The organism is Amycolatopsis sp. (genome assembly GCF_025464955.1).
Taxonomy (GTDB): Bacteria; Actinomycetota; Actinomycetes; order Mycobacteriales; family Pseudonocardiaceae; genus Amycolatopsis.
Genome location: NZ_JAODNM010000116.1, coordinates 1 through 20,348, shown reverse-complemented (window position 1 = coordinate 20,348; position 20,348 = coordinate 1). Strand labels below are relative to the sequence as shown.

Below are 20,348 nucleotides of genomic sequence, written 5' to 3'. Positions count from 1 at the left end.
CAACCGGACGTCATCCAGCCTGGTCCGGTCCGCGTCCCCGCACCTCGTCCCGGCGACTCGACTTGCCCCCGCGAACTCAGCCTTGAGGACTAGGCCGCTCCCGTCCGGGCGCTGGACGTGCGGATGGTGGGGAAGCGGGCAGACTCGGGGGATGAGCGGTACCGACGACGTGTTCTTCTCAGCGGAGGAGACATGACTGCCGACGACGTGTTCTTCTCAGCGGAGGAGACGTGACTGCCGACGACGTGTTCTTCTCAGCGGAGGAGTCATGAGCGCCGACGTGGGCGTTGCGGTTCGTCGCGGCCCGCTGGTCGCCGAGATCGCTGCCTTGGTCGTGTTCGTCGTTTTCGACGTCGTCGTCCTGCTGACCAGCAAAGTTCCGCCCGCGACTGGTCTGCTCGGGGCCGTCTACACCGCGTTGACGCCGTCCATCGGGCCGATGGCGGCGGTCCTGGCAGTGTTGCGGCGGCGCTTCGGCGGCCGGATCGGGCTGCTCGGTGGGTGTGTCGCGGGCCTGTCGCTGTTCAGCACCGCGATCAGTGCGCTCGCGTCGGCCACGCACACTCCGCTGAGGACCTTCCCGGGAGCGACGGAGACGTTCGCGCTGGCGTTGCTGCTCGGGGCGGGGTGCCGGCGGTTGCCGTGGCGTCCGGCGTCGGCGTTGGCCGTGGCGTCGGGTTTGGCGATGACGTCGGCGCAGCTGCTGCGCTACGGCACTGGCTCGCCCGCGGCGCTGTTCGCCGTGCCTGCCGCGCTGCTGTGGGGTGGCGCGCTCGCCGTCGGGCTGGTGCTGCGGGACACCGATTCGCGCCGGTCGGCCGAGCTCGCCGAGGTCCGGGCCGGGGAACGGTTACGCCTGGCCAGGGAACTGCACGACCTCGTCGCGCACTCGGTGACCGGCATCGTTGTGCGTGCCCAGGCGGCCCGGGTAACCGCGGTCAACCCGCTGGTCCAGGAGCGTGACCCGGTCGAGGTCTACGGCGAGATCGAAGAAGCTGGTGCCGAGGCATTGTCCGCGATGCGAAGACTGGTCGGGATGCTGCGCACGGCCGACGACACCGCGGAGACCGTCGAACCGGGCGGCATCGCGGACGCGGTCCGCCGTGCGGTGTCCGGCAACGAACGGGTCCGGCTCGACCTGCCGGACGGACTCGAGACGGCGCCGGCCACCCCGGAACTGTCGACGACTGTGCACCGGGTCGTCCTGGAAGCGCTCACGAACGTCAGGCGGCACGCGCCGACCGCCACCGAGGTCGCGGTCACCCTGCGGGTCCAGCTGGAACCGGACTTCGACCAGCTGGTCCTCGAAATCCTCAACGATGGCGCCGAATCCGCGCCGTCCGACCGCTCCCGGCGCGGGTACGGTCTGGTCGGCATGACCGAACGGGTGACCGCGCTGGGCGGTACGCTACGCGCCGGCGGGGAGCCCGGGCGGCGATGGCGGATCAGCGTGCGGCTTCCCCTCGGTGACCCAGCCGCGAACCATCACCTCCCGGAAGGACCCCGATGACCGTCCGCGTGCTCGTCGCCGACGACCAGACGCTGGTACGCACCGGATTCCGGCTCATCCTCGATGCCGAACCCGACATCGACGTCGTCGGCGAAGCGGCCGACGGTGAAGAGGCCGTCCGCCGGGCTCGGGAGCTGCGGCCCGACGTCACGCTGATGGACATCCGCATGCCGCTGGTCGACGGGATCCAGGCCACCAGGCTGCTGGCCGGTCCCGACGTCGCGGACCCGCTGCGGGTCGTCGTGGTCACCACGTACGACGTCGACGAGAACGTCTACGCCGCTTTGCGCGCAGGTGCGTGCGGGTTTCTGCTCAAGGATGCCGGACCGCGCCTGCTCGTCGAAGCCGTCCACGCCGCGGCGCACGGCGAGTCGCTGGTGTCGCCTTCGGTGACGACACGGCTGCTGGCGCGCTTCGCGAACGGCGCGACGAAACGCACGACCGCGCCGGTCGAGCCTTTGACGGCCAGGGAGCTCGAAGTCGTCCGAGCTGTCGCACGCGGCGGGACCAACGCGGAAATCGCCGCCGAACTGGTCATTTCGGTCTCGACGGTCAAGACTCACCTCGCCGGGGTCCAGCGCAAGCTTTTGGCACGCAACCGCACCGAAATCGCCATCTGGGCCTGGGAAACCCAGCTCGTCACCTAGCGCACCCGCACGACCAGCGTCCGCGCGACCAGGTCGCCGACCCGCTGGTGACGTCGGCCCGCCGCGATGGTCACCGCACCGACCAGTCCGAAAAGGACTCCGTCCACAACGGACAGCAGCCAGCGGATCGTGTAGGCCCGCAACGGCGGGGTACCGCCGCGTTCGGTGACGATGCGCAGGCCCAGCCACCGCATGGCCGGGGTCGCGCCATTCCCGCGATGCGGCAACCAGACGTCGATCACCCAGTTCCCGACGATCATGACGAGCAGGAACAGCGTGGCCGGGACGTAGATGACCACCGAGGGCCACCCCGCCAGCAGCGCTCTGAACGCGGCGAATTCCGTCAGCACCAGCACGGGAACGGCGGCCGCCGCGACGATCAGCCGATCGAGGCCCCACTGGACACCGCGCCGGAGCAGGACCTTGGTCGGGTCGGGTTCGGCACTGTCCACAGTCGCCATCATGCCATCGGGCGACAGCGTCCTCTCGCGGGTGGCGGCCTTCCCCCAAGGCGACATGGCGACCCAGGCAGTGCGTTGAACGCACTGCCTGGACCTTAAAGGGATCGGTGGTCGCGCTGGTGTGATCCGGCGTCGGTCTACAGAAGCGGGGACGGGAGCTGGGAGGCAGCTGAGTCCGCTGTCTCTGTCGCCAGGGTTCGGGCAGGACCCCTCGGGGCTTCTAGTGCGCCTCGGCGAACAGTTCGCCCGCGGCCACCGGGTTCCCCAGGTGGTAGCCCTGAGCCTGGTCGCAGCCCAGTTCGCGCAGGATCCGGATCTGCGCATCGGTCTCGACGCCCTCGGCGACGACAGTGAGGTTCACCGCGTGAGCCATGGCGACGATGCTCGTGACGATCGCCCTGGCGTCCTTCGAACCGACCAGGTCGGCGATGAACGAGCTGTCGATCTTGAGCGTGTCGACGGTGAGCCGTTGCAGCTGCGCGAGTGACGAGTAACCGGTACCGAAGTCGTCGATCGCCAGCCGGACGCCGATCTTGCGCAGCTGGGTGAGCAGTTCCGCGGCGGCTGTGTGGTCCCGCATCAAGGCGCTTTCGGTCATCTCCAGGCAAATGGCGTTCGCCGGCAGGCCGGTGGCCGCGAGCGCGTCGCCGACCATGCGCAGCAGGAGGGGATCTTCGAGCTGGCCGGAAGACAGGTTGACCGAAAGCACCAGGTCCGGACCGTGCAGTTGACGCTGGCGGACGAGCTCGCCGGTCGTGGTCTCCAGCACGTACTGGCCGATCAGGTGGATGAGCTCGCTTTCCTCGGCCAGCGCGAGGAATTCGGTCGGCGGGATTTCCCCGTGCACCGGATGGGTCCAGCGCAGCAGTGCTTCGATGGCGACGACCCGGCCGGTCCGGAGGTCGGTGATGGGCTGGTACGCCGTCCAGAGGCCGCCGTCGCGCACGGCTGTGCGGAGGTCCTGCTCGAGTCGGAGCCGGCGCTGGATGCCCTCGCGCAGCTCGACGTCGAAGAACTCGCACCGGCCGCGACCACGGGTTTTCGCCTGGTACATGGCGACATCGGCATCGCGGAGGAAATCGGCGGCGGTGCGAGGGTCCTCGCCGTCCGCCATCACGATGCCGATGCTGGCGTCCATGTGCAGTGGGCGTCCGTTGGCCGTGAGCGGGTGCCGGAGTGACTCGCGCAGTCGCTCGGCCAGCGCGGCGGCTTCGATCCTGTCGGCCGGGACGGTGGTGACCACGACGAACTCGTCACCACCGAGCCTGCCGACCAGGTCACCGGGGGAGGACGCGAGCTGAAGGCGCTTTCCGGCGGTCCTCAGCATCTGGTCGCCCTCGATATGCCCGAGGGAGTCGTTGATGACCTTGAAGTTGTCGAGGTCGATGAACAGCACCGTCGTGGTTTCCGGGCGGCCCGCCCGGCCCAGGATCTCGCCGAGGGTCCCGAGCACGACCGTGCGGTTGGCCAGGCCGGTCAGCGGGTCGTGGGTCGCTTCGTGTTCGAGCCGCTGCTCGATCGCCCTGTCTTCGGTTATGTCGGTGAACGAGGACACCACCGCCGTCGGAACGCCGTCGTACTCCGTGATCAGCGGGCGCGAGGTCACCCTGATCCAGACCTCCACCCCGTCCGGGCGGTGGATCCGCAGGACGAGTCCGGTTTCGCTGGGCGCGTTGACGACCGGATGCGGCGGGACCAGCTCGCCCGTCTCGTAGCGCGGCGCGAGGGCTGTCCAGGGCAACCCTGGCAGCTCGTCCGGGCGGCGGCCGAGGATCGCGTGGGCGGCTTGGTTCGCCGTCTCGACCACGCCGTCGGCGTCCAGCACGATGACGCCTTCGTCGAGTGAGGCGACGACCGTGGTGTAGTGCTGTTCGGCGCGTCGCTGGGCCGTTTCGTCCGCGCAGACGAGGACGTAACCGTGGTCCATGGTCGCGGCGGAGATCCTCACGGCGAGCGCGGAGCCGTCGGAGCGCCGGTGGTTCGCGGTGACGACACCGCCGGCCCGGACCACTTCTTCCGGGTCCAGCGAGGTGCCGACGGTTTCGGACACCTTGCGGCCGACGGCTTCGGCGGCGACGTGGCCGTAGACGGTCTCGGCGGCCGGGTTCCAGCTCGTTACGATGCCCCGGGCGTCGGTCGCGATGATCGCGTCGCTGACGTGGCCGATGATGGCGGCTTGGGCGCGCAACGCTGCGGCGGCGGCGGTCGGCGCGGTGACGTCGCGCATGATCACCTGGAACGCGGTGCGGCCGTTCCAGGTGGTGCGCACGGAGACCGATTCGACGTCCATCGCGGTTCCGTCGGTGCGCCGAAGGACCCCGATCGGCGAGTCCGGGACGCCGAACTGCCGGACGGGCACGTCCAGCAGCTCCCGGTAGTCCACCGCGCCCAGGAAGCGCACGGTCGCCGGGTTGACGTAGACGAACTTGCCGTCCTGGTGCACGAAGATCGCGTCCGGGCTGTCGTCGACGATGGCGCGGTACTGCTTGCCCAGCGCCTCGAGCTCGGCGTGGTGGTGCGCGGACTGCCGCTGGTCCGCGATGTTGGAAGCGAGGAAGCCGAGGACGTCGACATCGAGACCGGCGTCGGCCCGCAGATGCTCCCCGAAGGCGCTGGGCCCCATTTTCTCCCCCTGTCCACCACTGACGAGGGAGATTATTGCCCAGAGGATCAAGGGAAAGGAAATCCCTCGTAGGCGAAGGAGTTTCACGTAGGCATGCAATACAGAATCAACGCAACTGTTCAGGCTGTGATGTACAGTTCGAAGCATGCTGACGTGTGAGACCCGGGAAACGGCGCTGTCCAGGCTCGGCCGCGCGCTCGCCGACCCGACCCGCTGCCGCATCCTGGTCGCCCTGCTCGAAGGGCCCGGCTACCCCGCGCGGCTGGCCGAGCGGATGGAGCTGAGCCGGTCGAACGTGTCGAACCACCTGGCGTGCCTGCGGGGCTGCGGCCTGGTCATGGCGACCTACCAGGGTCGTCAGGTCCGCTACGAACTCGCCGACCCGCATCTCGCTCGGGCGCTCGAGCAACTTCTCGACGTTGTCCTCGCGGTCGAACCGACCGAAGCCTGCGAGCCTGCGCAGGTGCTTCGGTGACCTCGTCGTCTTGTACTGACGGCTGCTGTGCGCCTGTAAGCGTGCTGCCGGAGCGTAAAACAGCCCTGGTTCGCCGGGTGCGGCTGCTGGTCGCGGGCACCATCACCTACAACGTCGTCGAAGCCGTTGTCGCGATCTCAGCCGGGCGCGCCGCGTCCTCGGCCGCGCTGGTGGGTTTCGGGCTGGACTCCGTGGTCGAGGTCGCCTCGGCTGCCGCTGTCGCGTGGCAGTTTTCCGGGCGCGACCCGGAAGCGCGCGAGCGTGCCGCCATGCGCGTGATCGCCCTGTCGTTCTTCGCGCTGGCCGCGTATGTCACCGTCGAATCGATCCGCGCGCTGAGCGGCGCGGGGACGGCGGGGGAGTCGACCGTGGGCATCGTGCTGGCCGCGGTATCGCTGGTGGTCATGCCGGTTTTGTCCGGTGCTCAGCGCCGCGCCGGACGCGAACTCGGCTCCGCGAGCGCGGTGGCCGACTCCCGGCAGACGCTGCTGTGCACGTACCTGTCCGGGGTGTTGCTCGTCGGTCTGCTGCTCAACGGCCTGTTCGGCTGGTCGTGGGCCGACCCGCTGGCCGGGCTGGTCATCGCCGCCGTGGCGGTCAAGGAAGGCCGAGACGCCTGGCGCGGCGATCACTGCTGCTAGGACTCGTGAGTGTTCCGGCCGGTGAGAACAGGCCGGAACACTCACGAGTCGTTGCTGCGCCGCTCAGGCAGGCCGAAGGCGTGGTCCGGCGGGGTCGGTGTCGACACCGGGACGGCGTCGGTCAGGGGTTCGGCTTGTCCACGTAGTTTCCGCAGTTCGGCGCCGGTCACACAGCGGGACGGGAAGACGGCCGATGCCGCGCGCATGCGTACGGCCTCCTCGGGCAGCTCGTTCGCGGACGCGGCCAGCACGAGGTTGCCGAAGCGCCTGCCGCGCAGCACGCTCGGCTCGGCGAGCAGGAGGACGTGGCCGAACACCGCCGACACGGTCGCGATGACCCGCCGCGCGAACGGCAGGCCCGGCCCGTCGGAGATGTTGACCAGCAACGTGCCCGCCGGCCGCAGCACGCGGGCGAGCTCGTGGGCGAACTCGATCGTCGCCAGGCCGCCGGGCATTTCAGCGCGCTGGAAGGCATCCACCACGATGAGGTCGGCCGTCGAATCGTGCCGGGTGGCGACGCCCTCCCGGCCATCCGACACCCGCACGCGTAGCGAAGGCACGCTCCGCAGGTCGAGTTGCTCGCGGACGAGGTCGATGAGTGGGCCGTCGGCGTCCAGCACGAGCTGGCGTGAACCCGGGCGGGTGGCGGCGATGTAGCGCGGCAGCGTGCACGCCCCGCCGCCGACATGCAGTGCTTCCAGCGCGTCGCCGGGCTCGGGGAGACAGTCGATGACGTCACCGATCCGGCGGACGTAGTCGAACTCCAGGTGTGTGGGGTCGTCGAGGTCGACGTAGGACTGGGCGACGTCGTCGACCGACAGCATCCAGCCATTCGGCCGATCCAGGTCACGCAGTAGCTCCGCCGTCCCGAACCGGACCTCGTGCCGTCCCGGCTGCGGCCCGGCCGACGCCGCGCCCTTCGGCTTCGCCTGCCGCCCCTTCGGCTCCCGACCTCGCCCCATCTGTCCCCGTCCCTAGTCCGCCCGGTCCACAGTAGGCGTGGAACTCGCCGCCCTGAACGTGGGACTCGCGCGCCCGCCCGCGAGTCCCACGTTCGGCGGCGCGAGTCCCACGTTCGGTTAGGCGAGCAGGGTGTTCATGGTGGTGATTTCGGCTTGCTGGGCGGTGATGATCCGCTGCGCGAGCTGTTTTGCTTCGGGACTGGTGCCCTGCTTCAGCTCGGTGTTCGCCATGTCGATGGCGCCCTGGTGATGACTGAGCATCATCTGCAGCCACTGCTTGTCGAATGCGGCGTCGGTCGCCTTGCCGAGGCTGGTCATGTCGGCATCGGACATCATGCCGGGCATCCCCGACATGCCGGCCATGGGTGCGGCGGCGCCCCACTGGCCGAGCCAGCCCGTCATCAGCTGGATTTCGGGCGCCTGTGCCTGCTGGATCTGTTGTGCGAGCGCGATCACCTTCGGGTTCTTGGTCCGGCTCGGCACCAGTTTCGCCATTTCCACCGCCTGCTGGTGGTGCGGGATCATCTGCTGGGCGAACGTCGTGTCGGCCGTGTTGTGCGCACCGGGCGACGCCGCGGGCGAGGTGGACATGCTGGACATCGACGCGTGGTTGTCGTTCCCGCCGGAGCAGGCGGCCAGCAGGCTGATCGCGGCGGTCGCGGACAGGATGAAACCGAGAATGCGTGTTTTCGACATTTTCTGGGGTCCTCAAAGCATCGAGTGGTCAAGGGGCGGGACTGCACGGCGGCAGCGGCCCGATCACACTCGGAGGACACAGGCGGATTCCAGGATGTCGCGTCCCCGTCTCCACGGCGGCGCCCGCGCGGGAATACCCGCGGGTGCGGCACGGAACCGGGCTGTGCTCACTTCGGGCATCGACGTGAGGAGGAACAGTGTCTGTGCGAGGGCAAGGAGGCCGCCGAGCACAGCCAGGCACACGTGGAGCATGTCGCCCATGTCGGACGGGGCTTGTTGCTGGTCCGCGATGACCCCGGTCGGCATCACGACGGAGTGGTCCATGGTCATCGACGGACCGGGATCCGGCACGTGGTGCATGGCGACGACGCCCAGCGCGAGGGCGCACAGCAGCACCCAACGTGCGAACGGTCCCATCCGTGCTCGGCTCATCACCTTGCACATTACCCTTCTGGGTATGAAGACGATCACGGGTTCGGCGGCCCGAACCAGTGGGCGAGAACGGCTCAGGTCGAGTTCTGCTGCTCGGTCGTCCCAGCCGAACTCGAGGAGGTGGCCGGGCGGTTCCCGGGCCGGGAGGCGTGCATCAGCGTGACCAAGGCCGACATCGAAACCGCGTTGGGGTTCGAATCGCGGCGGCAGTGGTTCGCTGACCACAACGAGCGGGACGGCGGGCCGCCGCGGCAGATCTTCCTGACCGACCCGAGCGCGGCCAAGTCCGACGAGACCGTCTACGAACTCGCGATCCCACTCGGCTGGCGGCCCCGAGGGGTCCACGCACCCAGCCGCGCCGAAAATCTTCTCCACCTGTGTAGAGAATGGCCGCGCCGCTCCGAGTTACTCGTATCAGGCACGAAACGACTCACAAAGGACAAGGCCAATGGGCAAGATCGTTCTCTGGATGCAGGTTTCGCTCGACGGGTACGCCGAAGGGCCGGACGGCTCGTTCGACTGGCCGGTCATCACGCCCGAGCTGCAGCAGCACTTCGTCGACGAGCTGGGCGGGATGGACGCCTTCCTGTACGGGCGCAAGATCTACGAGATGATGGCCTCGTACTGGCCGATCGTCGAGCAGATTCCGTCCAGCACCGACGGTTCGATCCAGTTCGGCAAGCTGTGGGTCCCGATGCCGAAGCTCGTGTTCTCGAAGACCCTGGACAAGGCCGACTGGAACACCCGCGTGGTGTCGGACGGAATCGTTGACGAGGTCGCGAAGCTGAAGGTCGACGGCAAGACGGCCGCGCTCTTCGGTGGGGTCGACATGGCCGCGGAGTTCCTTCGACTCGGGCTGATCGACGAGTACCGGCTCTTCGTGCACCCCGTCGTGCTCGGCGGTGGACGGCGGTTGTTCCCCGTGCTCGACGACCGGACGCAGCTGAAGCTCGTCAAGTCGACGAGGTTCGATTCCGTCGTCCATCTGCATTACGCGCGCTGAGCACGGGTTTCGCGGTGCTCCTGAGGGCTCACGCCGCGAACGCGTTTGAACGCGGCGCTGAGCGCGAAGGGGCTCCCGTAGCCGACCTGGCGGGCGACTGCGCCGATTGTGGTGTCGGGTTCGGCCAGCAGGTCGGCGGCCAGGGTCAGGCGCCAGCCGGTGAGGAACGCCATCGGTGGCTCGCCGATCAGCTCGGTGAAGCGGCGGGCCAGCGCCGCGCGGGAGACACCCGTTTCGGCGGCCAGCTTCGTGACGGTCCAGGGATGGGCCGGGTTGTTCTGAAGAAGACGCACCGCCAGGCCGACCACCGGATCGCCGTGCGCGCGGTACCACGCGGGACCTTCGGCGCGCTGCGCGGCGAACCAGGTCCGCAGGACCGCGATGAGCAGCAGGTCGAGCAGGCGGTCGAGAACGGCCTCCTGCCCCGGCTCGTCTTTGACGATTTCGTTGCCCAGCAACGGGATCAGCGGGCAATCCCACTCGTCGTCGCGGAGTACGACCAGTGGTGGCAGCGCCCCGAGCAACCGGCGGCTGATCTCCCCGGTGAACTGGTAGGTGCCGGTCAGCAGGCTCGTCGAGCCGTCCGCGCGGCGCCCCCAGGTGCGGACACCGAGGTCCATCGCCTGCTCCAGGGGCTCCCCGTCCGGGGTGGCGCAGTGCTGCCCGAGGTGGATCACGATCTGCGGGACGGTGGCCGGGTCGTCCGCGACGGTGTATGGCTCGGGGCCGCGGACGATCGCCACGTCACCGGCCCCCATCCGGACGGCGTCACCCGCGTCGGGCACGACCCACGCTTCGCCGCGCAGCACGGCCATCACGGTCAACGGCGCCTCGTCATGGATCCGCAGCGACCACGGCGGATCCATGATCGAGCGGAGCAGGAAAGCGCCGCGGGCTCTCGGGCCGTCGAGGAGGCCGGTCAGTGCGTCCACTCGGTCAGTTTAGACGGATGAACATGGAAACGAGTCTCTCGATCATGGACCGTCTCACCTTCGGCGGCTTGACTGAACCGCATGACATTGACGCGCACAGCCGTGCTTCTCCTCGCGGTCATCGCCACCGGGCTGATCGCGGGCCTGTTCTACACCTTCGCGATTGCGGTCATGCCCGCGCTCAACCAGGCCGATGACCGGACGTTCGTCGTCGCCATGCAACGGATCAACGTCGCGATCCTCAACCCCTGGTTCCTGATCTGCTTCCTCGGCGCGCTACTGCTGACGGCGTTGGCGGGCGTATTCACCCTGCTCGCCGACAGTCACGGGGTCCTGCCGTGGATCATCGCGGCTTTTGTTCTCTACCTGGCGATGTTCATCATCACGGCCGCGATCAACGTCCCGCTCAACAACGAACTCGAGGCAGCCGGGAACACCGACCTCGCAGCCGTGCGCGCGCGGTTCGAGGCGACTTGGGTCGGCTGGAACGTCGTCCGCGCGTTGACGTCTACGGCCGCCTTCGGTTGCCTCGCCTGGGCTTTGGTCGCGCAGAGCCGCACTGGTTGAGCAGAGCCGTTAGTTGAGCAGAGCCGTTAGTTGAGCAGAGTCTGCCAGTTGGCAGGCACTCGCTCCGCCGGGCCGGGAACCGCCTGGTCGTGCGGGTGATGGGTCGGCGCCGCGAGTTCCGGGCCGTCGTAGAAGGCTTCGTCCGGGTAGCTCCAGAACCAGTCTTCCCCCGGTTCGAAGCTGGTGACGATGGGGTGCCCGGTCGCCTTGACATGCGCGCTGGCGTGCTGGGCGGGAGAGCTGTCGCAACACCCGATGTGCCCGCATTGCGTGCAGCGGCGGAGGTGGAACCACCAGCCGCCGGCGGCGTCGCAGTCGACGCAGCCCGTGCCGCTCGGTGGGACGGACGGTTCGATCGCAGCCATGAAAGGCACCTTACCCGCGGGGGCTACCGCCCGCTGCGGACGAAGCCGTGGCGGCAGGCGTAACCGATGGCTGGGACTTCGCGTCGCTTGGCTGTTGGCCGAGTCACATCTTGATCAAAGATGAACTGCGCGGAGCCGCACTTCGTGTCACTGATGTCCGGGAAGGAAGCGTCATCCGACGCACGTCCTAGGGAGTTTTCCATGCGCAAACTCACCATCGCAGCAACCACCTTGGCCATGGCCGCGGCAATCGCCGCCGTCGACATTCTGCTGGCACAATCCGGTTCGGCTCAGCCGGCGACCGGCCTGGCCCTTACCCATAATGAAACCACCCCCTCGGCCACGACCAGCCCGGTGGACGTGCCGCCCGGGCAAACGCGGGTCGCGGACATGTGGGTCGAAACCGGTTCCCAGGTCTACACCTGCACGACTGGAAGCTGGACATTGCTCGAGCCGGCCGCGGTCCTGCGTTCCGGAAACGCCCTGCTTCTGCACACCAGGGGTCCACAGTGGATTTCGCCGGCCGACGGGAGCGCGGTGCAGGGCGCCGTCGTCGCCAGTGTGCCCCGGACCAACGCGATACCGGAACTGCTGCTCAAGTCCACGGCCAACCGGGGAACGGGTCTGCTGGGTTCGGTCGACTTCGTTCAGCGGTTGGCCACCCAGGGTGGTGTCGCTCCCAGCGGTAGCTGCACGATCGGTGCTCAGGTCGCTGTTCCTTACTCGGCCGAATACCGCTTCTTCAAGCCGACGCCGGCTCCCGGCTACTGACCTGCGCTCCGTCCTCGTCGTGGTAGCGCCACCACGACGAGGACGGGCCGTCAGCGCGCGCTGTCAAGAACTCATTGCGCTCCGGCGGCCGGTCGCTCATGCTGCTTCGATCCTGACGTACCGGGAGGGCACATGAGCACCGAAACATCGCCTCGGCAGAGCCGCGGCCTGGAAGTCCGGTCGATCGACTACGTGCCGTTGGCCGAGCGCCACGGCAAGATCTGGCACATCGGGCCGCTGTGGTTCATGAGCAACGCCCAGATCGCGACACTCGCCGTCGGGCTGATCAGCATCACCACCGGTGGAAACCTGATCTGGTCGCTCATCGCCATCGCCGCGGGTACCTTGGTGGGCACGCTGTTCATGGCGGCCCATTCGGCACAAGGCCCGCAACTGGGCCTGCCGCAGATGATCCAGTCGCGTCCACAGTTCGGTTACCGGGGCGCACTGCTGGTCTGGTTCTTCGCTTACGTGCAGTACGCCGGTTTCAACGTGTTCAATACCGTGCTCGCCGGCCAGGCGACTTCGGCCGCGGTGCACCACGGTTCGGAGAAGCTCTGGTTCTGGATCGTGACCGTCATCGCGGTGGTCATCGCGTTGTTCGGCTATTCCCTGATCCATCGGTTCGAGCGCTATCTGGCCTACCTCACCATCGCGATGCTGCTCCTGCTGACCATCGCCGCGCTGACGAAACTCAGCGTCCCCGCCGGCTCCTACGACCTCGGGCAGTTCAAGGCCGTGCCGTTCCTCGGCCAGCTGGGGGTTGCGGCGGGGTATCAGATCTCCTGGGCTATTTACGTTTCGGACTATTCGCGCTACCTTCCGCCGGACGTCACCGTGCGCCGCACCTTCCGATGGACGTTCTGGGGCAGCGCGCTCGGCGGGGTGTGGGTCATGTTCCTCGGTTCCTTTATCGCCGCCGCGGCCGGGGAGAACTTCGAAACCATCGGGTCGATCAAGGAAACCGCGGACAAGCTGTTCGGCGGTTTCGGCAGCATCGCGTTGTTCGTCGCGGCGCTCGGCCTGGTCTCGGTGACGGCGTTGAACATGTACGGCGGGTCGCTGACGCTGATCTCCTCGATCGACAGTATCCGCCGGGTACGGCCGACCCTGCTCACCCGGATCGTCACGATCGGCGTGACCGCCGCGCTGTCGCTGGTGTTCGCCAACGTCGCATCGGCGAACTTCCTCGGCAACTTCAATAATTTCCTGCTGCTGGTGCTCTACTTCTTCATCCCATGGACGGCCATCAACCTCACCGACTACTTCATCGTGCGGAAAGGCCACTACGCGATCGCCGAGATCTTCAAACCCGCCGGCATCTACGGCCGCTGGGGCAGGCAGGGAATCATCGCATACTTCGTGGGTTTCGCGGTGATGGTCCCGTTCTTCTCCGCCGGGACGTTGTTCGTCGGGTTCGCCGCCCACGCCATGGGCGGCGCCGACATCTCGATGTTCATCGGCCTGCCGGTGGCCGCGGTCCTCTATTGGTGGCTCTGCCGGGGTATCGACGTCGACGCCGAACGCGCCCTCGCCGACGCCCAAGCCGCCGAACTGGGGTGAGCTGTACCACCTCGCGTATTAGCCGGCGTGCCCCCTGGTTCGATTGATTCGAACCAGGGGGCGCTGTCGTTCGATATCGGTTTGCGGTCCTTCGTGGAGTGTCCCGTGCGCGAGGTTCGCCCTTACGGCTATTGTTCGTGGTGCTCGGAACGCCGAGAGGGTTCTTCACGCAAGTCAGAGGAAGAAACGATATGGCTCAGAAAGTACATGTAGAGATCGTTGACGACCTCGACGGCGGGGCTGCCACGCAAACCGTGCCGTTCGGTCTCGACGGGGTTTCCTACGACATCGACCTGTCAGACGAGAACGCGAGCCACCTTCGCGATGAGCTGGCCAGGTTCGTCGCCGCCGCGCGTCGCACCGGCGGCCGCAAGATCCGTCAGGCCGCCGGCGAGTCTTCCGCCCCGGCCAACGACAACGCCCGGCAGATTCGTGACTGGGCGCGTGCCAACGGTTACTCGATTTCGGACCGCGGCCGCGTTTCGAAGGAGATTTCCGAGGCTTACGAGCTGGCTCAGGCCGAGCCCGTCGCCCCGGAGCCGGTGAAGGCGACCCGCAAACGCGCGACCCGCAAAAAGGCGTCTGCTTCCGCGTGATTGTCACGCTCGGTCGTAGTTTCGACGCCGACCGTGCCGCCCGCGGCGATTCCCGAATTGTGGGAATCGCCGCGTAGGGCGGGCGATGTCCGGTCAGTAGAACTTAGTGTTGCGTGGTGGTCTCGGCCAGCCGCCGCGTGAGATAGCGGCGTTCGGCGTCTGTGCCGGCCAGTGCCAGAGCTTCGGTATAAGCGGCGGCCGCTTCGGCCATTTGGCCGCTCCGGCGGAGCAGGTCGGCCCGTGTGGCCGGTAGTAAATGATAGTTCGCCAGTTTCCCGGACGCTTCGAGCGCGTCGAGCAGAACCAATCCCGCGACTGGTCCGTCGGCCATGGCGACGGCGACAGTCCGGTTGAGTTCGACCACCGGAGAAGGAACCAGTTCGGTCAGCCGACGGTAAAGTGTGGCGATCTGAACCCAGTCGGTTTCCGCCGCGGTGACGGCGGTGGCGTGGCAGGCGGCGATCGCGGCCTGAACCTGGTACGCGCCGGCCCGGCCATGCCGCAAAGCCGATTCAAGTAATTCGACGCCTTCGGCGATCTGTCCGGCGTCCCATCGTGAACGGTCTTGCTGCTCCAAAGTGACGAGCGTGCCTTCCTTGTCGACCCGGGCGTCGCGCCTCGCGTCCTGGAGGAGCATGAGCGCGAGCAGGCCCTGAATCTCGGGTTCGGCGGGCATGAGCCGATCGAGAACCCGCGTCAGCCGGATGGCTTCCCCGCTGAGCTCCTGGCGCACAAGTTCGGTTCCGCCGCTTGCCGCGTAGCCCTCGTTGAACAGCAGGTACAACACGGCCAGCACGGCGGCTGTCCGATCGGGCAGCAGGTGGGCCGGCGGGACACGATAGGGGATACCGGCGTTCTTGATCTTTTGCTTGGCGCGCACCAAGCGTTTGGTCATCGTCTGCTCTTCGACGAGGAATGCGCCGGCGATCTCCGCGGTGGTCAGGCCGACGAGCGTGCGCAGGGTCAGTGCGACCCGCGCCTCGAACGACAGCGCCGGGTGGCAGCAGGTGAAGATCAGCCGCAGCCGGTCGTCCGGAATCGCGCTCTCGGCCGAGTCCGGTTCGTCCTCGACGGTCGCCATCGCGACCTCCCTGAGCTTGGCGGCGCCCACGGCCGCCCTGCGGATCCGGTCGGTCGCGCGGTTGCGGGCCGCGGTGGTGAGCCAGGCCCCGGGCCGCCGCGGGACACCGTCGCGCGGCCAGGACCGCAGTGCCAATGCGAAAGCCTCCTGCGCGCATTCCTCGGCGAGGTCCCAGTCGCCGGTCACCTTGATCAAGGTGGCCACGACCCGGCCCCATTCCTCTCGAAAGGCCGCGGTGACCGCCGCTTCGACCTCCGGCGTCAAGTCCCGTCCTCCCTGTTCGTGCTGGGCTGGTTCACAGACCGTACCTGCGTGGGCGTGCACTTCGTGAGCGCCCGAGTGCGGCTCGCGCGCGTACGGGTAGTTGCCGTACGAGCGCGAATCGGACTTAACCGTTGACTTGATCTGGCGTGTCTGTAACCCTTGGACCTCGCAGTGCAAGATATGTGCAGAGTTGTGGAAATCCCGAACATCTGCCCGTAAATTCGGGTAGTCGTCCCCACCGTGTCCCCTCCTCCCGACGTCCCCCTGCTTCAGCTGAACCTCTGCCTCCGTTACCGCTTCGGCCTGCCCTTCGCCGAATCGGGGTCTTGTCGTACCCCCTTGTCACAGCTCCTTCTCCACCCCTTGTCAAAGAAGATGAGTGAGGAATCCATGAGAGCGAAGCGTCTGACGTCGCGGTTAACCACCACGGCGCTCGCGGCAGGTCTGTTCCTGTTCGCCGTTCAAGTCGTGCCGACCACGGCCGACGCCGCACCGAACCTGGCCAAGGGCGCGGTGGCCGCGGCCAGCAGCGTCGACGGCGCCCAGACCGCGTCGAAGATCAACGACGGCGACCAGAACACCTTCTGGGAGAGCGCGGGCAAGACCTTCCCGCAGTGGGCACAGGTGGACCTGGGCACCGTGCGCAGCGTCGACGAGGTCACACTGAAGGTCCCGGCCGGCTGGACGTCCCGCACACAAACGCTGGCAATACAGGGAAGCAGTGACGGGACCACGTTCGACACCGTGGTCGTGTCCGGCGCGCACACCTTCGAACCGTCTTCGGGCAACACGGTGAAGATTCCGTTCCCGGCCACGGTCACCCGGTTCCTCAGGGTGAACATCACCGCCAACACCGCGAGCCAGGACGCGCAGCTGTCCGAGGTCGAGGTCGCCGCGACGCCCGCTGCGACGACGAACCTGGCGCAGGGCAAGACGTTGACGTCGAGCACCACGCAGTCGGGCTTCCCGGCCGGCAACGCCAACGACGGCAACCAGAGCAGCTACTGGGAGAGCGCCAACAACTCGTTCCCGCAGTGGCTGCAGGTCGACCTCGGCGCGTCGGTGAGCGTCAACCAGCTCGTGCTGAAGCTGCCGCCGTCGACGGACTGGGCGACCAGGTCGCAGACCCTCGCGGTGCAGGGAAGCACGAACGGGAGTGCGTTCTCCGACATCGTCGCGTCGGCCGGGTACTCGTTCAACCCGGCCAGCGGCAACGCGGTGACGATCAACTTCAACGCGACCACCACCCGGTACGTGCGGCTGAACATCACCGCCAACACCGGCTGGCCCGCCGGACAGGTGTCGGAGTTCGAGGTCTACGGCCCGAGCACCGGGGACACGCAGGCCCCGACGGCGCCGACCAGCCTCGCGTTCACCCAGCCGACGACCGGCCAGGTCAAGCTGACCTGGGCCGCGGCGACGGACAACGTGGGCGTCACGGGATACGACGTCTACGCCAACAACACCCTGGTGACCAGTGTCGCCGGGAACGTGTTGACCTACACCGACAACCAGTCCGCGAGCGCGACGGTTTCCTACTATGTAAGGGCGAAGGACGCCGCGGGCAACGTCTCGGCGAACAGCAACACCGTCACCCGCACCGGCTCGACCGGTGACACGCAGGCGCCGACAGCGCCGTCGAACCTGGCGTACACGCTGCCGGCTTCGGGCCAGATCAAGCTGGTCTGGGGCGCGTCGACGGACAACGTCGGCGTGACGGGATACGACGTCTACGCCAACAGCGCGCTGGTGGGCAGCGTTGCCGGGAACGTGTTGACCTACACCGACAGCCAGTCCGACACAACGACGGTCTCCTACGCCGTCAAGGCCAAGGACGCGGCCGGCAACACCTCGGGCGCCAGCAACACCGTCACCCGCGCGGGCAGCGGCACCGGCGGCGGCACGAACCTGGCGGTCGGCAAGCCGATCACCGCGTCGTCCACGGTGCTCAACTTCGTCGCCGCCAACGCGAACGACGGCAACGTGGCGACCTACTGGGAGGCGAGCTCCAACCCGGGCACGCTGACCGTGGCGCTGGGCGCGAACGCCGACGTCAGCAACGTGGTGCTCAAGCTCAACCCCGACGGCGCGTGGTCCACCCGGACGCAGACCATCGAGGTACTCGGGCGCGAACAGAGCTCGACGGCGTTCACCAGCCTGCTCGCCCCGGCGGTCTACACATTCAACCCGGCCAGCGGCAACACGGTGACCATCCCGGTCACCGGCCGTGTCGCCGACGTCCAGCTCAGGTTCACCACCAACTCCGGTGCGGGCGGCGGCCAGGTCGCCGAGTTCGCGGTCAACGGAGTCCCGGCACCGAACCCGGACCTGACCATCTCGGGCCTGACGTCCTCGCCGGGTTCGCCCGTGGAGACCGACGCCCTGACCTTGTCCTCGACGGTCAAGAACATCGGGACGGCCGCGTCCGGCCCGACGAACGTCAACTTCTACCTCGGCACGAAGCTGGCCGGCACGGCGAACGTCGGCGGCTTGGCGGCCGGTGCGTCCAGCACGGTTTCGGCGAACGTCGGTCCGCGTGACGCGGGCAGCTACGCGTTCAGTGCCAAGGTCGACGAGGCGAACACCGTCATCGAGCAGCACGACGACAACAACAGCTTCACCAGCCCGACACCGCTGGTCGTCGCCCCAGTGGCCAGCTCCGACCTGATCGCCTCCCCTTCAGGCTGGACCCCGGGCAACCCGTCCGCGGGCAACGCCGTGGCGTTCTCGGTGTCGATCAAGAACCAGGGCACCGTCGCTTCCGCGTCCGGCGCCCACAACGTCACGCTCACCGTCACCGACGCGACGTCGGGTGCGGTGGTCAAGACACTGACCGGGGCCTTCGCCGGGGTCATCGCGTCGGGTGAAACGGCGGCGCCGGTCAACCTCGGCTCGTGGACCGCGGTCAACGGCAAGTACACCGTCAAGACCGTGATCGCGACCGATGCCAACGAGTTGCCGGTCAAGCAGGCCAACAACACCAGCTCCCAGTCGCTGTTCGTCGGTCGCGGCGCGAACATGCCGTACGACAACTACGAAGCCGAAGACGGGGTACTCGCCGGTGGCGCGTCCGTCGTCGGTCCCAACCGGACAATCGGTGACCTCGCGGGTGAGGCGTCCGGTCGTAAGGCCGTCACCCTGAACAGCACCGGATCCTCGGTCGAGTTCACCACCAGGGCCAGCACCAACACGCTGGTCACGCGGTTCTCCATCCCCGACGCCGCGGGTGGCGACGGGATCAACGCGAGCCTCGACGTCTACGTCAACGGCACGCTGCTCAAGCCCATCAACCTCACCTCGAAGTACTCGTGGCTCTACGGCGCGGAAACCGGTCCCGGCAACTCGCCGAGTGCCGGCGGGCCGAGGCACATCTACGACGAGGCGAACCTGATGCTCGGGACCACCGTCCCGGCAGGCAGCAAGATCAAGCTGCAGAAGGACGCCGCCAACACGACGAACTACGCGATCGACTTCGTCAGCCTCGAACAGGTCACGCAGATCGCCAACCCGGACCCGACGAAGTACGCGGTGCCCGCCGGGTTCGGCCAGCAGGATGTCCAGGCCGCGCTCGACAAGGTGCGTCAGGACTCCACGCTGGTCGGCGTCTACCTGCCCGCCGGTGACTACCAGATCACCGGCAAGTTCAACGTCTACGGAAAGGCGACCAAGGTCATCGGCGCGGGCCCCTGGTTCACCAGGTTCTTCGCTCCCACGACGCAGGACAACACCGACGTCGGCTTCGACTCCCAGTCGACCGCGAACGGATCGACGTTCGCGAACTTCGCCGTCTTCGGTAACTACACGTCCCGCATCGACGGTCCGGGCAAGGTGTTCAACTTCTCGAACGTCTCGAACATGACGATCGACAACATCTGGACCGAGCACATGATCTGCATGTACTGGGGTGCCAACACGGACTTCGTCACGATCTCGAACTCCCGGATCCGTGACACGTTCGCCGACGGCATCAACATGACCAACGGAAGCACGGACAACCACGTCGTCAACGACGAATCCCGGGCGACCGGGGACGACAGCTTCGCGTTGTTCTCCGCGATCGACGCCGGTGGTGCCGACGAGAAGAACAACGTGTTCGAGAACCTGACGTCCCTGCTCACCTGGCGCGCTGCCGGGGTCGCGGTGTACGGCGGTTTCACGAACACCTTCCGCAACATCTACATCGCGGACACGTTGGTCTACGCCGGTATCACCATCAGTTCGCTCGACTTCGGCTATCCGATGAACGGGTTCGGGACCGATCCGACGAACCTGCAGAACATCTCGATAGTCCGGGCGGGCGGCCATTTCTGGGGCGGCCAGACGTTCCCCGGTATCTGGGTGTTCTCCGCTTCGAAGGTGTTCCAGGGGATCCGGGTGTCCGATGTGGACATCACCGATCCGACGTACAGCGGGGTCATGTTCCAGACCGACTATGTCGGCGGGCAGCCGCTGTTCCCGATCAAGGACACCATCTTCACCAACATCACGATCACGGGCGCGCACAAGAGCGGTGACGCTTTCGACGCGAAGTCCGGGTTCGGGCTCTGGGCCAACGAGCTGCCGGAAGCGGGTCAAGGCCCGGCTGTCGGCACGGTCACCTTCAACAACCTGAAGATGAGCGACAACGCCCTGGACGTCAAGAACACGACGTCCACCTTCACCATCGTCAACAACCCGTAGGAGGTTCGGCAACCGCAGTGGGCTCGTGAGCGTTGCGGCCGGTTCTAACCGGCCGCAACGCTTACGAGTCTCTATGGCC

18 protein-coding genes are annotated in these 20,348 nt (G+C 67.4%); 10 read left to right on the top strand and 8 right to left on the bottom strand.

The features are described 5' to 3' along the window. Positions 1-268 precede the first annotated feature (268 nt). Both JWQ81_RS27455 and JWQ81_RS27450 read left to right on the top strand, forming a co-directional pair. The gene (locus JWQ81_RS27455; protein WP_297545982.1) at positions 269-1,510 is read left to right on the top strand and encodes a histidine kinase; all 1,242 of its coding nucleotides are present in this window, start codon (positions 269-271) and stop codon (positions 1,508-1,510) included. After that, positions 1,507-2,157 (top strand): response regulator transcription factor, encoded by a 651-nt coding sequence (locus tag JWQ81_RS27450; protein ID WP_297545980.1) that lies wholly within the window; start codon positions 1,507-1,509, stop codon positions 2,155-2,157. Before JWQ81_RS27455 ends, JWQ81_RS27450 begins: the two co-directional genes overlap by 4 nt. Here the strand turns inward: JWQ81_RS27450 and JWQ81_RS27445 are convergent. Together JWQ81_RS27445 and JWQ81_RS27440 are read right to left on the bottom strand one after the other, a co-directional pair. Continuing rightward, positions 2,154-2,609: an RDD family protein gene (locus JWQ81_RS27445; RefSeq protein ID WP_297545978.1), complete on the bottom strand. Its 456-nt coding sequence runs from the start codon at positions 2,607-2,609 to the stop codon at positions 2,154-2,156. The genes JWQ81_RS27450 and JWQ81_RS27445 overlap by 4 nt on opposite strands. A gap of 229 nt (positions 2,610-2,838) precedes the next feature. Continuing rightward, entirely contained in the window at positions 2,839-5,241 is a 2,403-nt protein-coding gene (locus tag JWQ81_RS27440; protein ID WP_297545976.1) for an EAL domain-containing protein, read from the bottom strand. A 145-nt stretch (positions 5,242-5,386) separates the two neighbouring features. On the opposite strand from JWQ81_RS27440, the gene JWQ81_RS27435 reads away from it, so the two are divergent. Together JWQ81_RS27435 and JWQ81_RS27430 are read left to right on the top strand one after the other, a co-directional pair. Next, on the top strand, positions 5,387-5,716 hold the full coding sequence (locus JWQ81_RS27435) for a metalloregulator ArsR/SmtB family transcription factor (protein ID WP_297545974.1): 330 nt from the start codon (positions 5,387-5,389) through the stop codon (positions 5,714-5,716). A gap of 41 nt (positions 5,717-5,757) precedes the next feature. Beyond that, the gene (locus tag JWQ81_RS27430; protein WP_297545973.1) at positions 5,758-6,357 is read left to right on the top strand and encodes a cation transporter; all 600 of its coding nucleotides are present in this window, start codon (positions 5,758-5,760) and stop codon (positions 6,355-6,357) included. A gap of 41 nt (positions 6,358-6,398) precedes the next feature. Here JWQ81_RS27430 and JWQ81_RS27425 read toward each other — a convergent pair whose 3' ends face one another. The 3 genes from JWQ81_RS27425 to JWQ81_RS27415 form a co-directional block, all read right to left on the bottom strand. After that, positions 6,399-7,319, bottom strand: a complete 921-nt coding sequence (locus JWQ81_RS27425) for a spermidine synthase (protein ID WP_297545971.1) — start codon at positions 7,317-7,319, stop codon at positions 6,399-6,401. Positions 7,320-7,436: 117 nt separating this feature from the next. Next, the gene (locus JWQ81_RS27420) at positions 7,437-8,015 is read right to left on the bottom strand and encodes a DUF305 domain-containing protein (protein WP_297545969.1); all 579 of its coding nucleotides are present in this window, start codon (positions 8,013-8,015) and stop codon (positions 7,437-7,439) included. A 63-nt stretch (positions 8,016-8,078) separates the two neighbouring features. Next, positions 8,079-8,447, bottom strand: coding sequence for a hypothetical protein (locus JWQ81_RS27415; RefSeq protein WP_297545967.1), 369 nt, complete (start codon positions 8,445-8,447; stop codon positions 8,079-8,081). Positions 8,448-8,895: 448 nt separating this feature from the next. Here JWQ81_RS27415 and JWQ81_RS27410 point away from each other — a divergent pair, with 448 nt between their 5' ends. After that, entirely contained in the window at positions 8,896-9,450 is a 555-nt protein-coding gene (locus tag JWQ81_RS27410) for a dihydrofolate reductase family protein (protein ID WP_297545965.1), read from the top strand. On the opposite strand, the gene JWQ81_RS27405 is transcribed toward JWQ81_RS27410, so the two are convergent. Next, complete coding sequence (locus JWQ81_RS27405) at positions 9,438-10,382, bottom strand: AraC family transcriptional regulator (RefSeq protein ID WP_297545963.1); 945 nt, start codon at positions 10,380-10,382, stop codon at positions 9,438-9,440. The genes JWQ81_RS27410 and JWQ81_RS27405 overlap by 13 nt on opposite strands. A gap of 81 nt (positions 10,383-10,463) precedes the next feature. Between JWQ81_RS27405 and JWQ81_RS27400 the strand changes: the two genes are divergently transcribed. Continuing rightward, the gene (locus tag JWQ81_RS27400) at positions 10,464-10,949 is read left to right on the top strand and encodes an anthrone oxygenase family protein (protein ID WP_297545961.1); all 486 of its coding nucleotides are present in this window, start codon (positions 10,464-10,466) and stop codon (positions 10,947-10,949) included. 26 nt (positions 10,950-10,975) lie between these two features. Here the strand turns inward: JWQ81_RS27400 and JWQ81_RS27395 are convergent, their stop codons facing one another. Next, positions 10,976-11,314, bottom strand: a complete 339-nt coding sequence (locus JWQ81_RS27395) for a UBP-type zinc finger domain-containing protein (RefSeq protein WP_297545959.1) — start codon at positions 11,312-11,314, stop codon at positions 10,976-10,978. A gap of 201 nt (positions 11,315-11,515) precedes the next feature. Here JWQ81_RS27395 and JWQ81_RS27390 point away from each other — a divergent pair, with 201 nt between their 5' ends. The 3 genes from JWQ81_RS27390 (at position 11,516) to JWQ81_RS27380 (ending at position 14,244) form a co-directional block, all read left to right on the top strand. Continuing rightward, the gene (locus tag JWQ81_RS27390; RefSeq protein WP_297545958.1) at positions 11,516-12,085 is read left to right on the top strand and encodes a DUF3455 domain-containing protein; all 570 of its coding nucleotides are present in this window, start codon (positions 11,516-11,518) and stop codon (positions 12,083-12,085) included. A 132-nt stretch (positions 12,086-12,217) separates the two neighbouring features. Beyond that, positions 12,218-13,648, top strand: a complete 1,431-nt coding sequence (locus JWQ81_RS27385) for a cytosine permease (protein WP_297545957.1) — start codon at positions 12,218-12,220, stop codon at positions 13,646-13,648. A gap of 191 nt (positions 13,649-13,839) precedes the next feature. Continuing rightward, on the top strand, positions 13,840-14,244 hold the full coding sequence (locus tag JWQ81_RS27380; protein ID WP_297545955.1) for an Lsr2 family protein: 405 nt from the start codon (positions 13,840-13,842) through the stop codon (positions 14,242-14,244). 103 nt (positions 14,245-14,347) lie between these two features. Here JWQ81_RS27380 and JWQ81_RS27375 read toward each other — a convergent pair whose 3' ends face one another. Beyond that, positions 14,348-15,589, bottom strand: coding sequence for an RNA polymerase sigma factor (locus tag JWQ81_RS27375; RefSeq protein ID WP_297545954.1), 1,242 nt, complete (start codon positions 15,587-15,589; stop codon positions 14,348-14,350). 390 nt (positions 15,590-15,979) lie between these two features. Here JWQ81_RS27375 and JWQ81_RS27370 point away from each other — a divergent pair, with 390 nt between their 5' ends. Beyond that, the gene (locus JWQ81_RS27370; protein ID WP_297545952.1) at positions 15,980-20,269 is read left to right on the top strand and encodes a discoidin domain-containing protein; all 4,290 of its coding nucleotides are present in this window, start codon (positions 15,980-15,982) and stop codon (positions 20,267-20,269) included. The last annotated feature ends 79 nt before the right edge of the window (positions 20,270-20,348 follow it).